Below are 14300 nucleotides of genomic sequence, written 5' to 3'. Positions count from 1 at the left end.
TCTCGCTACAAATGCGCGGATGCACGACAACACCCAGGTCCTGCCGTCGCCCCCAGCCCCCGGCGGTCCTCAGGGAACCGGCGCCGCGGGCGCCGACGGCTTCGTCCCGCCGCGCGGCTCGCGCGCCTCGCTGGGCCGCTGGCTCACGGCGATGGTGCTGTCGGCGGTGGCGGCGGCGCTGCTGATCTCCGCGCTGCTGATCGAGAACTTCGCCCGCGCCCATGCCGAGCGCCGCGCGGTGGAGTCGCTGCGCCAGGTCGCGGTCGACTTCCGCGACGCGCTGGACCGCGGCATGGCGCAGCAGTTCAAGGAAGTCCGGGTGCTGGCCCAGCTGGAGCCCTTCCGCCGCTTCGACGACCCCGAGACGATGCGCCGCGCACTCGATCAGGTGCAGGTCGGTTTCGACCACTTCGCGTGGCTGGGCGTGACCGACGGACAGGGCCGGGTCCTGGCCGCGGCCGGCGGGCTGCTGGACGGCGTCGACGTCTCCAAGCGCCCGTGGTGGCAGGGCGCGAAGGGCGGGCAGCCCTTCGTCGGCGACGTGCACGCGGCGCTGCTGCTGGAAAAACTGCTGCCGCGCCAGAACGAGCCCTGGCGCTTCGTCGACTTCGCGATCCCGCTGCTCGACCACCGCGGGCAGCTGCAGGGCGTCTTCGGCGTGCACCTGAGCTGGGGCTGGGCGCGCCAGATCAAGAGCGAGCTGATCGACGCGACGATGTCGTCCCATCAGGCCGACGCGCTGGTCCTGGGCAAGGACGGCGTGGTGATCCTGGGGCCCTCGGACCTCGAGGGAAAGAAGATGCCGATCGGCACCGAGCACGGCCAGGGCCTGCGTCATCACGAGGCCGACGGCGTCGACTACTTCGCCGTCAGCGTGCCGAGCCAGGGCTACGGCCTGTACCCGGGCCTGGGCTGGACGGTGCTGGTGCGGCAGCCGGTGGCGGTGGCGCTGTCGGACTACTACGGGCTGCGCCGGCAGATCGTGCTCAGCGCGATCCTGCTGCTGGCGGCGGCGGTGCCGCTGAGCTGGTGGCTGGCGCGGCGCATGAGCCGGCCGCTGAACGAACTGGCCGACGCGATCGCGCAACGCCGTCACCTGAGCGAGGACGCGCTCCCCATCGTCGGCGGGTACCGCGAGGCGGCGGTGCTGTCGCACGCGCTGACCGACCTGGCGCACCGGCAGGCCGCGCAGGACCGCTCGCTGGCGGAGCTGAACGCCTCGCTGGAGCTGCGCGTCGAGGCGCGCACGCTGGAGCTGCATGACGCGGTGCTGCGCCACGAAGCGAGCGAGCGCCGGCTGCGCACGATCGCGGACAACCTGCCGGTACTGATCTCCTACATCGACGCGGAGGAGCGCCTGCGCTTCCTCAATGCGACCTTCCGGACCTGGATGGGCATGACGCCGGAGGAGGCGCTGGGGCGCACCTTGCTGGAGGTCGTCGGCCCGGTGCTGCATGCGCAGCGGCAGCCCTTCCTGAAGGCGGCGCTGGCGGGCGTTCGGCAGCGTTTCGAGACGCGATCGGAGGCCAATGGCGTGGTGCGGGACATGCTGGCGGAGTACGTGCCCGACCTGCGCCCCGACGGCAGCGTGGCCGGCGTCTACACGCTGGCGACCGACATCACGCCGTTCAAGCAGGTCGAACGGGAGCTGGACCAGCTCAGCCGCGTGGACCCGCTGACCGGGTTGCCGAACCGGCGCCAGTTCGAGTCCCGCCTGTCGGAAGCGATCGCCCGCACGCGGCGCAACCAGCGCACGATGGCGCTGATGTTCATGGACCTGGACCACTTCAAGCAGATCAACGATTCGCTGGGCCATGCGGCCGGGGACGTGGTGCTGCGCGCCTTCGCCGACCGCGTGCGCGGGGCGATCCGGGAGACCGACCAGCTCTGCCGGCTGGCCGGCGACGAGTTCGTGCTGATCCTCGAGAACCTGCACACGCCGCTGGAGGCGACGGTGGTGGCCCAGAAGGTGCTCGACACGGTGCAGGCGCCGCTGACGCTGCAGGGGCAGGATCTGCGGCTCACGACCAGCATCGGCATCGCCTGCCATGGCGGCGGGACGGAGGGCGACGTGACCCTGCTCGGCCGGGCGGACGACGCGCTCTATGCGGCCAAGGCGGCCGGGCGGGGCTGCTGGCGCCTGGCGGACTGAGGAACAACGGGTGCGGCGTCGAATGCGGCATCGGGTGTAATGCAGCCATGGTTGCCCGTTCGACTCCCGCCCCCTCCACGCCCCAGCCGTCGCTCAAGCCAACGCTCAAGCTCCGCATGCGCGTCACCGTCGGCGATGTCATCGCCATCGGCCCCGGCAAGATCGCGCTGCTGGAAGCGCTCGACGAGACCGGCTCGATCACCGCGGCGGCGAAGTCGCTGGACATGTCCTATCGCCGCGCCTGGCTGCTGATCGACGAAACCAACAAGGCACTGAAGGAACCCGCCGTGGCCACCGCCGCCGGCGGCGCCAAGGGCGGCGGGAGCGCGCTCACCGAGTCCGGCCGGGCGCTGGTCTCGCTCTATCGGCAGATCGAGGACACGGCGCTCGCGGCGTGCAAGCCCGACATCAAGCAGTTGCTCAAGCTGCTCGCCTCCTGACAGCAGCGCGGACGCCGGCAGCGCCGGTGCCCCTTTCCGCTCAATCTCCACCTCGCCGCTCGGAATTCGCTCCAAGGGGCACCGGCGCCGCCGGCGTCGAGACACCCAGGTTCTCGGGCCTCGGCCTTCGCAGCATGGCCGTGCGCGCTGCGTGGCAGCCCTTGTTCGAGCGTCGTGCGGCGCAATATCCTGGGATATATTGCGAGCCTCCTTTGTGTCCACCCTTCGAGGGACTCGCCATGCGCTCGATTCGCCCTGTCCAGATCGCTCGCCGCGCCGCGGTGTTGACCCTCGCACTGATGGCCGCAGGCCTTGCGCAGGCCGCCGACGTGACGGTCTCCGCCGCCGCCAGCCTGACCAATGCGTTCAAGGAACTGGCGCCTGCCTTCGAAGCGGCGCATCCCGGGACCAAGGTCCAGTTCAACTTCGCCGCGTCGGACGCGTTGCTCGCACAGATCGCCAAGGGCGCACCGGTGGACGTGTTCGCCTCGGCCGACCAGGAAACGATGGACAAGGCCCAGCAGCAGAAGCTGCTGGTCGACGGCACGCGACGCAACTTCGTCAGCAACGCGCTGGTCGTGATCACGCCGGTGGAGAACGGCGTGGCGCTGAAGTCGCTGGCCGAGCTGCAGCAGCCCGCCGTCAAGCGCATCGCCATCGGCAAGCCCGAGGGCGTGCCCGCCGGCCGCTATACGAAGGCCGCGTTGGAGAAGGCCAACCTGTGGACCGCCCTCGAACCGAAGGCGGTCTATGCGCAGAACGTGCGCCAGGCGTTGGACTACGTCTCGCGCGGTGAGACCGAAGCCGGCTTCGTCTACGCGACCGACGCCTTCGTGCTGAAGGACAAGGTCCGCATCCTGTTCAGCGTGCCGACCGAGACGCCGATCTCCTACCCGATCGCCGTCACCAACGGCGGCACGAACGTCGACGGCGGCAAGCAGTTCCTGGACTTCGTGGCCTCGGCCGCCGGCCAGGCAGTGCTGGCCAAGTACGGCTTCCAGAAGCCCTGAACGGCCGACCGGCTGATCGGCTGACGACGTTGGACTGAGGAGCGCCGCCCCTCGTGGAATCTGCCTGGATCGCGCTCGCGCTGTCGCTGAAGGTCGCCGGCTGGGCGACCGCGCTCAACCTGGTGCTCGGCGTGGCCGCGGGCTTCGCGCTCGCGCGCCTGCGCTTCCCGGGGCGCGAGCTGCTCGACGCCATCCTGACGCTGCCGATGGTGCTGCCGCCGACGGTGCTCGGCTACTACCTGCTGGTCGTCATCGGCAAGCGCGGCTGGCTGGGCGCGTGGCTGTGGGACACCTTCGGCATCAATCTGATCTTCACCTGGCAGGGCGCCGTGATCGCCGCGACCATCGTCGCCTTTCCCCTCGTCATGAAGTCCGCGCGGGCTGCGTTCGAGGGCGTCGATCCGCAGCTGGAGCGCGCCGGACGGGTGCTCGGCCTCAGTGAATGGGCGCTGTTCTTCCGCGTGACGCTGCCGATGGCCTGGCGCGGCGTGCTGGCCGGCGTGCTGCTGGCCTTCGCCCGCGCGCTGGGCGAGTTCGGCGCGACGCTGATGGTCGCCGGCAGCATCCCGGGCAAGACGCAGACGCTGTCCGTCGCCGTCTACGAGGCGGTGCAGGCCGGTCAGGACGACACGGCCAATCTGCTGGTGCTGATCGTGTCGCTGACCTGCATCGTGGTGCTGCTGGCCGCCGGCCGTCTGGCCGGACCGAGGAGCGCCGCATGAGCTTCGAGGTCCGTATCCGCAAGCACGTCGACGGCGGCGGGCGTCGTTTCGAGCTCGATGTCGCCTTCAGCACCGACACGCGGCGGACGGTGATCTACGGGCCGTCGGGCGCCGGCAAGAGCCTCACGCTCCAGGCCATCGCGGGCCTGCTCAAGCCCGACGAGGGCACGATCTACATCGACGGCCATCCGGTCTTCGACAGCGCGTCGCGCATCGACGTGCCGGCCCGTGAGCGGCGGCTGGGGTACCTGTTCCAGGACTACGCGCTGTTCCCGCAGCTCACGGTGCGGCAGAACATCGCCTTCGCGCTGAAGCGCGGCTGGCGCAATCCCTCGCGCCACGAGGGCGGCGAGGCGGTCGACCGCTGGATCCAGGCCTTCGAGCTGGAACGCGTCGCGCAGCAACGGCCGCACCAGCTGTCCGGCGGCCAGCGCCAGCGCACCGCGCTGGCCCGCGCGCTGGTGAACGAGCCGCGCGCGCTGCTGCTCGACGAGCCGTTCTCCGCGCTCGATCCGGACCTGCGCGGCCGCATGCGCGCGGAGCTGGACACCCTGCTCGAGCGCGTCGGCGTGCCGATGCTGATGATCACGCACGACCCTGAGGACCTGGCGCGCTTCGGCGACCGTCGCGTGATGCTGCGTGACGGCGTCGTCCGCGACATCGAGTCCGAACGATCCTGACAGCGGTGGTCGCCGGGCCCCCTGAGAATCAGGGGTCATGGAGAGCGACGACATGCGGCAGTCAGAGGCAAGACCCGGCACCGGACCAGGACCGGAGGCCGGGACGGGGGTCGGCGAGGTCAGCCATTGCGACCTCGTCATGAAGGGCGGCGTCACCAGCGGCGTGATCTATCCGCGGCTGGTGGCCGGGCTGTCCGACCGATACCGGTTCAAGAACATCGGCGGCACCTCGGCGGGCGCGATCGCGGCCGGCGCCAGCGCCGCGGCGGAGCTCGGCCGCCAGCGCGGCCATGCCGGCGCGTTCGAGCGGCTGGCCCGCCTGCCGGAGGAACTGGGCGCCGAGTTTCCGGGCGCAAGACCTGGCCCCGGTCGCAGCCGGCTGTTCACGCTCTTCCAGCCGGTCCCCGCGCTGCGCCGCCACTTCGACGTGCTGACGCGGGCGCTCGGCAAGCCGACGGGCGCGGCGGTGGCGTCGGTCATCGGCGGGATGGTGGCGATGCATGGCGTCGCCGCCGTGGCGATCGCCGCGGTCGGTGCGGCGCTGTTGGTCCCGTATTTCCAGCTGATCGCGTCCGATGGGAGCGCCGGACCCTGGCAGAAGCTGGTCGCCGTCGTGGGGATCGCGGTGATCGTCGCGCTCGTGACGGCTGCGATGCTCGGTACGGTGCTGGCGCTCTTCGCCAGGAGCCTGCTCCGTGGGCTCAAGGACAACGGCTACGGCCTGTGCAGCGGTTTGACGCAACCGGGGCCGGTCGCGCGTGGCGAGCCCCGTGAGTCGGGTGAGTGGCGCGAGCAGACCGCGCTCACCGACTGGTTGCATGGCTACTTCAATGAGCTGGCCGGAAAGAGCGTCGACGGGCCGCCGCTGAGCTTCGGGGACCTGTGGGGACCGGACCCGGCGACGCGCCGCATCAACCTCGAGGTGATCACGAGCGCGGTCAGCCAGCAGATGGTCTACAGCATCCCGTTCCGGCCCGGGACGCCGATGTTCTATTACGACCCGCTCGAGTGGTCGCGGCTGTTTCCGCCGGCGGTGATGGCGGCGTTGGCGGCGCCGTTCGGCGGCGGGCATGACGGTCCGGTGATCGAGAGCGCCCAAGGTCGCGAACTGCGGCCGCTGCCGCGGCACGGCGACCTGCCGGTGGTGGTCGCGATCCGGATGAGCCTGAGCTTCCCGCTGCTGTTGTCGGCCGTGCCGCTGTACGCGGTGGACTGGTCGCGCACCGCCAACCAGCGCACGCAGGCGGCGGTCCGCGCCGCGGCGACGGCCGAGGAGCGTCGCCGCCTGCGGCTGCGGGCGACGCGGATCTGGTTCTCGGACGGCGGCATCGGCAGCAACATGCCGCTGCACCTGTTCGACGCGATGTTGCCGCGGCATCCGACGTTCGCCATCAACCTGAAGCGCCCGCATCCGGACCATACGATCGAGCCGGGGGATGCGGGCAACGACGGCGGACGGATCTACCTGCCGGAGGACGATCGCGGCGGCCGCCTGCGCTACTGGCCGGAGCCCGATCTCGTCGACGGCTGGGAGCAGCGCGCGCCGGATGCGCGCGAGAAGGCGCCGCTGGCGGGGCTGGCCGGTTTCCTGGGAAGCATCGTCGGCACGATGCAGAACTGGCGCGACGAGATCCTGTTCCCGACGCCGGGCTTCCGCGACCGCATCGTCCAGATCAGCCAGAAGTCCGACGAGGGCGGGCTCAACCTGACGATGCCCGCCGGCACGATCGCCGCGCTGGCGGAGGCCGGCGGCTTGGCGGCGCAGCGCCTGATCGCGCGTTTCCATCCGTCGGGCGCCGAGGGCGGCGCGGGTTGGGATAACCATCGGCGCGCCCGGCTGACGACCTTCCTCGGCGTGATGCAACCCGCGACGGTCGGGCTGGCGTCGGCGATGGGCTGGAGCACGAGGACGGGGAAGGGGACGCCGGCGGACTGGCTGGTGCTGCTCGACACGGACACGCGCTACCAGCGCTCGTCGGCGATGCGGGCCGAGGCGGCGCGTTTCCTCACCGGCCTGGACGCCATCGGCGCCGCGACGCCGCGCAAGCTGTCGGGCCAGCCGCGCACCTTGGACGTGGGCTCGCTCAAGCCGATCCCGCAGGTGCGGCTGACCCCTCGGATCTGAAGATCGCCCACGCCTCTGCCAAGCATTCCACAGGGCCGATGCGTCTTAACGGCGACTTGATATCGGTGTACGGTACCGGTGACAACATCGCGCCGCACCGCAGGTCCGATCTCCCTTCGGACCGGTGTCGAGGAGAACGAACATGATGTCCAACACGAACGTCCGGGGATCCATCGGCCGGCGGTTGGGGCTGGTCCAGGCCCTGGTACTGGTGATTGCGCTGATCGGATCGGCGATGGGTTATCTGGGGCTGAGCCGCGTGGCGGCGCAGACGGAGTCGATGTACCAGGAGACCATCGTCACCGAGCGGGTGGCCTCGGACTGGTACCGCAACGTCTTCAACGGCGGCACGCGCACGACGGCGATCGCGGTGAGCGCCGATCCGGCCTTGGCGACCTTCTTCGCCGAGCAGGCGGCGGAATCGACGAAGTCGTCGACGGAGTTGCAGGGGCGGATGGACAAGCTGCTCAACTCGCCGGAGGAACGCGCCGCCTTCGACCGCGTGATCGAGCTCCGCAAGGGCTACATCAAGGTGCGCGACACCATCACCGAGGCGAAGAAACAAGGCGATCCGGCGCGGGCGAAGCAGCTCTTCGACGAGCAGTTCAAGCCGGCGGCCGCCGCCTATCTGGAGAGCATCCGCGTGATCGCGCAGCAGCAGCGGGATCAGCTCGACACGGCGCTGAAGGCGCTGGCGGAAACCAATGCGCGGGCACGGACCGCCTTGGTGGTGTTCGGCCTGGTCGCGCTGGCGGCGGGCGGCGCCTTGGCGGTGTGGCTGACGCGATCGATCACGCGCCCGCTTGCCCAGGCGGCGGAAGTGGCCGATGCGATCGCGCGCTTCGACCTGACGGGTCGCATCGAGACGTCGGGCGGTGACGAGACGGGTCAGCTGTTGCGCTCGCTGAGCGAGATGCAGGGCGCGCTGGTGCGCCTGATCGGCGAAGTGCGCGGCTCGACGGACAGCATCGGTACAGCGAGCGCGGAAATCGCCACGGGCAACATGGACCTGTCGGCGCGCACGGAGCAGACGGCCTCCAACCTGCAGCAGGCGGCGGCGTCGCTGACGCAGCTGACGGGCACGGTGCGGCAGACGGCGGACGCGGCGACGACGGCCAATCAACTGGCCGGTTCCGCGGCGGAAACCGCCCAGCGCGGCGGCGCAGTGATGGGACAGGTCGTGGCGACGATGGGCGAGATCAGCGACAGCTCGCGGCGCATCGCGGACATCATCGGCACCATCGACGGCATCGCTTTCCAGACCAACATCCTGGCGCTGAACGCGGCGGTGGAAGCGGCGCGGGCGGGCGAGCAGGGCCGAGGCTTTGCGGTGGTGGCGAGCGAGGTGCGCTCGCTGGCGCAGCGCAGCGCGCAGGCGGCCAAGGAGATCAAGACGCTGATCGCCACCAGCGTGGAGCGGGTGGAATCCGGATCGCGACTGGTCAGCGATGCGGGCACGACGATGACCGACATCGTGACCAGCGTGCAGCGGGTCACGGACATCATTGCCGAGATCCGCGCGGCGTCGCAGGAGCAGAGCGACGGCATCAACCAGGTGAACGCCGCCGTGGGTCAGCTGGACCAGATGACGCAGCAGAACGCGGCGCTCGTCGAGGAGGCCGCGTCGGCGGCGGAAAGCCTCAAGGACCAGTCGACGCGCCTGTCGACCGCGATCGCGGTGTTCAGGCTGAACTGATCAGGTTGATCTGATGTGAACGGCGCCGCCCGGGCCGCTCGGGCGGTCCGTGGCGGAGCGGCCGGCGAGGATCTCGGCCTCGCGCTCGGGCGCCAACGTCGCGACGAGCTTGCTGGTTTCCCAGCCCGCCTCGCGCGGCGCCTTCGCCCAGGCCAGCGTGTCTGCAGCCGTTGCCTGGATCGAGCGGGTCGTGAGGCCCGCGGCAACGGCGCAGGACGCGTCGCCGAGCAGCATGCCGCCGTAGCTCGGGTCCTCCTCGGGCAGCCACAGAGGCAGCCCCGTCCACGGCGCCACGCCGAGCACGAGCAGCATGGCGTCCGGCTTCCAGGTGAAGCGGGCATCGCCGTCCGGCGCGGCCTGCACGCAAGCCTCGAGCAGCTCCTGCATCGGCAGCTGTGGTCCGACTGCGTTGAATGCGCCGGTGGTGCGCGACTCTGCAAGCGCCACGCAGAACGCGGCGAGGTCGCGGACATCGATGACCTGCACCGGCCGCTCGGGCCGGCCAGGCGCGAGGATCTCGCCGCCGCGCGCGACGCGCGTCGGCCAATACGTGAATCGGCCGGTCGGGTCATGTGGCCCGACGATCAGCCCCGGCCGCACGATCGCGTGCCGATCGGGCAGGGCGCGGGCGAGCGCCTCCTCGGCGCGGGCCTTCAACGGCCCGTAGCCCTCGTTGCCGTCAGCCAGCGGCGTCGATTCGTCGAAGGCACGATGCGGCGGGAACACGCCGTACGCTGAAATCGAGGACACGAGCACGACATGCGGCGTTCCCGTGTCGAGCGCGGCGATGGTGCGCTCGATCTGCGCGGGGTTGAACGCGCTGCAGTCGATTACCGCATCGAATTCGCGGCCGCGCAGGGCGCTCATGTCGCCGTCGCGATCGCCGATGAGGCGCTCGACCTCGGGAAACAGACCCGGGCCGTGCCGCCCGCGATTCAGCATAGCGACCGTGTGGCCGCGCGCCAGCGCGGCGTCAATGACATGGCGGCCGAGGAAGACGGTGCCGCCGAGGATGAGGAGGCGCATGGCGTTCTGTTGCTTGGAGGGAGTGACCTCAGTGTCCAACTTTCGGGATGTCAGAACGGGAGCGCCATCCCGCTGGCGCGTGCCGTGTCGAAAAGTTGCTTCGCGAGGTGATAGTCGGTGATGTCATTGGCAAGGCTTGTGACGCAGAAGTCGTAGAGGTTGTCTTCGGCGTCGCGATAAACCAGGACGAACTGGGTACAGGACTCCCGCGAGTTCTGGGAGAAGAGCAGCCTCGCGGAGAAGTTTTTTGCCGTGCAGAAGACAGCGTCGAAATAGTCGTACGTCCAAGGGAGTTCTCCGGCTTCGGTGCGCTGCACGAGCTCGGACACAAAGTGTCGGACCTTCTCAGGAAACATGAGGTTTGCTCCTTCCGGATATCAGTTGTTCAAGGCCTTGCTTCACATCCAGGGAACGCTCCTGGATGTCGGTAAGAACGCGTTTGGAGAGACGTTCATCTCGATCGTTGGATCGGATGGCGTCTTGAAGATGCGCCTCAAGTCCCACGAGCCCGGAGGACAGCTCGTCGGTCTCAGGGCCAGGCGGCAGGGCCCGCAGGAAGGACCGTCGGGCCTGCTGGACGCATTGCAGGGCTGTGGACCTCCGGTTGTCGATGAGGTCGTCGTTGACGCGATCGATCAACAACAGGCACTCGCTCAGGAGTGCTGCGCGATCGACCTTCCGTGCCTCGGCCAGCAACGCACGCGCTTCGGCGCGGATGCCTTTGGAAATGCTGATCGCCTGCAGGACCTCGGACACCGTGATCAGCAGGCCGATGAAGGTCGCGACACCGCCGATGTAGCTGAAGCGGTCGAAGGCGTCCTTGTCCGACAGGACCTCGATGCGGAAGTGATAAGCGGCCCACACGATGCCGACGCTGGCAGCGCCATAGGCGAGCCTGATCCAGTTCTCTTTGAGCAGTTCCATCCGAAGACCTCTTGGCGGGCGTGAAGCCAGCTCCAGCGAGGCGATGACCTGGCCGGTCGCGCTGGAGCAGAGGTGAGGAACTCTAGGGAAATCCGTTCCCGGAGCAATCGCACAAATGGCGGCACCCGCATGAGCGAATTTGCGTATCGGTGGGCCTGCCGATGGGGGAGAGGTGCGCCCGGCGTTCAGTCCTCGTCGACCCGGATCACCTCTTCGGCGGCCCTCAGGTAGGCGAGCGCCGCTTCCGGACTGCGCGCGCCGCGCGCCACCGTCTCCAGTGAACCGGAGCGGCGCAGCGCCTTGTTGAGCTCCGGCACCTCGTCACCCAACGCGCGAGCCGCGTCTAGCGCGCGCATCAGGTCGAGCAGGCCGCCGCGCTTCGGGCGCGAGACATCGGGGCACAGTCGTTGCACCAGCGCAGGCTGCGTGCGCAACGCGTCGGCCAGGGCGATGGCCTCGCGGTCGCGCAGCGGCGCGAGGTGGCCGGTGCCGTGCAGGAACATCGGCGCCATCGCTCGCAGGAGACGGGAAGGCAGGTTGGCGTAGAGCTCGCGCAGCAGCGTGGCGGCCTCGTGCAGCTGCAGGCGGATCGCGGCACGCGCCACCGGCAGCGTCGCCGGGTCGTTCTCGACCTGGTAGCGCCACACGCAGGCAGCGGCGAGGTAAAGCGCTGCGAGCACGTCACCCAGGCGCGCGGACAACAGCTCCATGCGCTTGAGCTTGCCCCCCAGCAGCCCCATCGCCAGATCGGCGGTGAGCGCGTAGCGGGCCGACAGCGAGGCGATGAGCGTCGCTTCCGCGCGCAGGTCGGCCGGCGGCTGCCCGCGCAGCGGCGCGTGCGCCAGGCTGCGCCAGAGATTGCGCATCACATGGCCGACGTGACCGGCCAGGGCGCGGCCCAGTCGCTCATCGTCCTTGGCCTGCACGGCCTTCATCTCCTCCAGCACGAAGGGATGGCAGCGTGTCGCGCCTTGGCCGAAGATGATCAGTGCCCGCGACAGCAGGTTGGCGCCTTCCACCGTGATGGCGATGGGCGCGTGGCGGTAGGCCACGCCCAGCAGGTTGCGCGGCCCGGCGATGATGCCCTTGCCCCCGAGCACGTCCATGCCGTCGTTGACCGCGCGACGGCCTGCTTCGGTGAGCTGCACCTTGAGGATCGCGCTGGCGACGCTGGGCTGCTCGCCGGCATCGAGCGCCGCGGCGGTGTAGCGCCGCGCGGCGTCGGTCGCGTAGAGCCGCGCGGCCATCTGCGCGGTGATGCCGGCGATTGCGTGGAAACGCCCGATGGGCAGGCCGAACTGCTCGCGCACCTGCCCGTAGCCGTTGACGACAAACAACGCGGTCTGCTGCATCGCCGCACCCAGCGCCGGCAGCGAGATGGCGCGGCCGGCGGCCAGGCATTCCATCAGCATCCGCCAGCCCTGGCCGACGCGCTCTTCGCCGCCGATCACCCAGTCCATGGGCACGAAGACGTCCTCGCCGCGGATCGGCCCGTTCATGAAGGCCGAGTCCATCGGATGATGGCGGCGGCCGATCTCCATGCCGGGCGTCGGCACCGGCAGCAACGCACAGGTGATGCCCAGTTCCTGCTGACCCTCGGGCCGCGAGGGATCGATCGCCTGGAAGGCCAGGCCCACCACGCTCGCCACCGGCGCGAGCGTGATGTAGCGCTTGTCGAAACGCACGCTGAAGCCGCGCACGGTCCGGCCGTCGATCTCGCGTTCGGTGAGCACGCCGCGGTCGGGGATGGAAGCGGCGTCCGACCCGGCATGCGGCGACGTGAGGCCGAAGCAGGGCAGCTCGCGGCCATCGGCCAGGCGCGGCAGGTAATGCTGCTGCTGGGCCGGCGTGCCGTAGCGCAGCAGCAACTCGGCCGGTCCCAACGAGTTGGGCACCATCACCGTCACCGCGCAGGCGGTATTGACGGTGGCGATGCGGGTCACCACCTCGGCGTGCGCGTAGTGGCCGAAGCCCAGGCCGCCGTACGCCTTGGGAATGATCATCCCGAAGAAGCGGTGTTCGCGCAGGTATTGCCACACCTCGGGCGGCAGGTCGCCGGCCTCGTCGATCGCGTGGTCGTCCAGCATGCCGACCAGCGTGGTCACCTCCTGGTCGAGGAAGCGACGCTCTTCGTCGGTGAGGCGATTGGGGCCTTGCGCGATCAGCGCGTCGAAGTCGGGCCGGCCCGCGAAGAGCTGCCCTTCGAAGCCGACCGTGCCGGCCTCGAGGGCCGCCCGTTCGGTGTCGCCCATCGCGGGCAAGGCCTTGGAGAAGGGCGCCATCGCCAGGCGCCCGATGAGTCGATGCAGTCCCATGGGCTGAGCCTAGATCCGCGTGTTCGGCGGGGAGGTCAGCCTGGGGCGCATGCGCGCGTAGGACGCGAGGACGCGAGGGCCTACCAAAGGGGATTTCATTGGCAGTGATCGCTGTGGTCCGATCTGCTGCCGCGACGCAACGACGTCCTTTTCCGGGAGAACCAAGTGGTAGCAGATCACCAGCGGATCCTGATCCCCCACTAGGCGCAGCCCGCCGACTCACCGTTCTGCCTTCCTCTTCTTGGCTGCGGAACCCTTCCGCTTGTTCACCGCCTTGACCAAGCGCTCCACCGCCTCCTGGTCCCTCGAGTAGAGCTTCCTCAGCACAAGTTCCAGGATGTCGAACGCGTCGTAGACCGTGTGGCGGGGCATCTCCGCCTCATGGGCTCCGGCGTTCCCGAGCCACTTGATAGCAAGCAATGCCTCCCGCACCTCTGCATGCTTCGCAGGCAGCACGTCAATCCGCTGGTGAAGGTTCAGCCGCGTTCTTCCGCCTGCGCGCTTCGGCTGTGTCTTCGGCACCTTGAGGTGCGTCAGCAGGAGCTCCGTCGCGATCCGGACTCGCCCGGCCGCAGCACCTGGCTCGCCCCACGAAGCAACGAAGGCGCGCTTGAGTTGCGTTGCAACGTCTTCAGGGCACGCTTCAGGGACATCTATGAGCGGCGGCGAAGGATTGAAGTACGTTGGGAAGAACTCCTCGGCATAGTCCATTCGGTTCGCGTCCTCATCTGGTGCTTCGAATGAGGTGCCGTGACCGGCAACTGAGGCGACCTCAAGGCACAGGTCGTTCGCGCACCGCAGCAGGGCCGTGAAGCGGTACTTCGCGTGAGTGGCGGGATCGAACCAATCCTCTCGCCACACCAGTTCAAGGTGCCCCTCTAGCTCGTAGTGGAGCGTGTTCTTCTCAAGCCGGAATGGTCCCGCCTTACAAGACGGGCATTTCCACCGGGGGCAAGCCTCCTTGCTGATGGACTCGGCTGCGAGCTTGCGGTCAACGGGCATAGGTAGCGAGTGAACTTAACGAACTCAGTGTCCCACGCGATTCTGGGGCTGTCCGATGTTCAAGGCATTCTGTGTCGCGCCGGATGAGGCCGTCGGTGTCGCTCCTTGACCCACCCGTGCGGGCTTGATCCCTCGGGACGAGGTTGAGTTGTGTCCTGCACGCGAGTGGGGTCGTGGCCCAACTCGGCACTGCTCACGGCATTGGGCT

The 14300-nt window shown here is 69.3% G+C and carries 12 protein-coding genes; 7 read left to right on the top strand and 5 right to left on the bottom strand.

The features are described from left to right. The first annotated feature begins 19 nt into the window (after positions 1-19). The 7 genes from VF536_RS14270 (at position 20) to VF536_RS14240 (ending at position 8825) form a co-directional block, all read left to right on the top strand. The gene (locus VF536_RS14270) at positions 20-2152 is read left to right on the top strand and encodes a diguanylate cyclase domain-containing protein (RefSeq protein ID WP_331615524.1); all 2133 of its coding nucleotides are present in this window, start codon (positions 20-22) and stop codon (positions 2150-2152) included. Between the two features lie 116 nt (positions 2153-2268). Next, entirely contained in the window at positions 2269-2592 is a 324-nt protein-coding gene (locus VF536_RS14265; RefSeq protein ID WP_331615523.1) for a ModE family transcriptional regulator, read from the top strand. 239 nt (positions 2593-2831) lie between these two features. After that, positions 2832-3602 carry a molybdate ABC transporter substrate-binding protein gene (gene modA, locus VF536_RS14260; protein WP_331615521.1) on the top strand — a complete coding sequence of 257 codons (771 nt, stop codon included), beginning with the start codon at positions 2832-2834 and terminating at the stop codon, positions 3600-3602. A gap of 53 nt (positions 3603-3655) precedes the next feature. Continuing rightward, a complete protein-coding gene (modB, locus tag VF536_RS14255; protein ID WP_331615520.1) occupies positions 3656-4324 on the top strand; it encodes a molybdate ABC transporter permease subunit in 669 nt (222 codons plus the stop codon). Beyond that, the gene (locus VF536_RS14250; RefSeq protein ID WP_331615519.1) at positions 4321-5004 is read left to right on the top strand and encodes a sulfate/molybdate ABC transporter ATP-binding protein; all 684 of its coding nucleotides are present in this window, start codon (positions 4321-4323) and stop codon (positions 5002-5004) included. Before modB ends, VF536_RS14250 begins: the two co-directional genes overlap by 4 nt. 52 nt (positions 5005-5056) lie before the next feature. Next, on the top strand, positions 5057-7129 hold the full coding sequence (locus tag VF536_RS14245) for a hypothetical protein (protein ID WP_331615518.1): 2073 nt from the start codon (positions 5057-5059) through the stop codon (positions 7127-7129). A gap of 142 nt (positions 7130-7271) precedes the next feature. Then, positions 7272-8825, top strand: coding sequence for a methyl-accepting chemotaxis protein (locus VF536_RS14240; RefSeq protein ID WP_331615517.1), 1554 nt, complete (start codon positions 7272-7274; stop codon positions 8823-8825). Here the strand turns inward: VF536_RS14240 and VF536_RS14235 are convergent, their stop codons facing one another. The 5 genes from VF536_RS14235 to VF536_RS14215 all read right to left on the bottom strand — a co-directional run bounded on the left by VF536_RS14235 (position 8826) and on the right by VF536_RS14215 (position 14092). Then, a complete protein-coding gene (locus tag VF536_RS14235; protein WP_331615516.1) occupies positions 8826-9851 on the bottom strand; it encodes an NAD-dependent epimerase/dehydratase family protein in 1026 nt (341 codons plus the stop codon). A gap of 50 nt (positions 9852-9901) precedes the next feature. Continuing rightward, on the bottom strand, positions 9902-10207 hold the full coding sequence (locus VF536_RS14230) for a hypothetical protein (RefSeq protein WP_331615515.1): 306 nt from the start codon (positions 10205-10207) through the stop codon (positions 9902-9904). Further along, positions 10197-10775, bottom strand: coding sequence for a hypothetical protein (locus VF536_RS14225; protein WP_331615514.1), 579 nt, complete (start codon positions 10773-10775; stop codon positions 10197-10199). The genes VF536_RS14230 and VF536_RS14225 overlap by 11 nt, the downstream gene beginning before the upstream one ends. Positions 10776-10960: 185 nt before the next feature. Further along, entirely contained in the window at positions 10961-13090 is a 2130-nt protein-coding gene (locus VF536_RS14220; RefSeq protein WP_331615513.1) for an acyl-CoA dehydrogenase, read from the bottom strand. A gap of 219 nt (positions 13091-13309) precedes the next feature. Then, on the bottom strand, positions 13310-14092 hold the full coding sequence (locus tag VF536_RS14215) for a DUF4145 domain-containing protein (RefSeq protein ID WP_331615512.1): 783 nt from the start codon (positions 14090-14092) through the stop codon (positions 13310-13312). Positions 14093-14300: the final 208 nt, after the last annotated feature.

This window comes from Roseateles sp., from assembly GCF_036486225.1.
Taxonomy (GTDB): Bacteria; Pseudomonadota; Gammaproteobacteria; order Burkholderiales; family Burkholderiaceae_C; genus Roseateles.
This window is presented reverse-complemented; position numbering and strand designations above follow the sequence as displayed.

Bases quoted from the DNA above. Each gene is read 5' to 3' on its own strand.
- VF536_RS14225 (WP_331615514.1), bottom strand. From the start codon at position 10,775: ATGGAACTGCTCAAAGAGAACTGGATCAGGCTCGCCTATGGCGCTGCC.
- VF536_RS14250 (WP_331615519.1), top strand. From the start codon at position 4,321: ATGAGCTTCGAGGTCCGTATCCGCAAGCACGTCGACGGCGGCGGGCGT.
- VF536_RS14235 (WP_331615516.1), bottom strand. From the start codon at position 9,851: ATGCGCCTCCTCATCCTCGGCGGCACCGTCTTCCTCGGCCGCCATGTC.
- VF536_RS14220 (WP_331615513.1), bottom strand. From the start codon at position 13,090: ATGGGACTGCATCGACTCATCGGGCGCCTGGCGATGGCGCCCTTCTCC.
- VF536_RS14230 (WP_331615515.1), bottom strand. From the start codon at position 10,207: ATGTTTCCTGAGAAGGTCCGACACTTTGTGTCCGAGCTCGTGCAGCGC.
- VF536_RS14265 (WP_331615523.1), top strand. From the start codon at position 2,269: ATGCGCGTCACCGTCGGCGATGTCATCGCCATCGGCCCCGGCAAGATC.
- VF536_RS14215 (WP_331615512.1), bottom strand. From the start codon at position 14,092: ATGCCCGTTGACCGCAAGCTCGCAGCCGAGTCCATCAGCAAGGAGGCT.
- VF536_RS14270 (WP_331615524.1), top strand. From the start codon at position 20: ATGCACGACAACACCCAGGTCCTGCCGTCGCCCCCAGCCCCCGGCGGT.
- VF536_RS14245 (WP_331615518.1), top strand. From the start codon at position 5,057: ATGCGGCAGTCAGAGGCAAGACCCGGCACCGGACCAGGACCGGAGGCC.
- modA (WP_331615521.1), top strand. From the start codon at position 2,832: ATGCGCTCGATTCGCCCTGTCCAGATCGCTCGCCGCGCCGCGGTGTTG.
- VF536_RS14240 (WP_331615517.1), top strand. From the start codon at position 7,272: ATGATGTCCAACACGAACGTCCGGGGATCCATCGGCCGGCGGTTGGGG.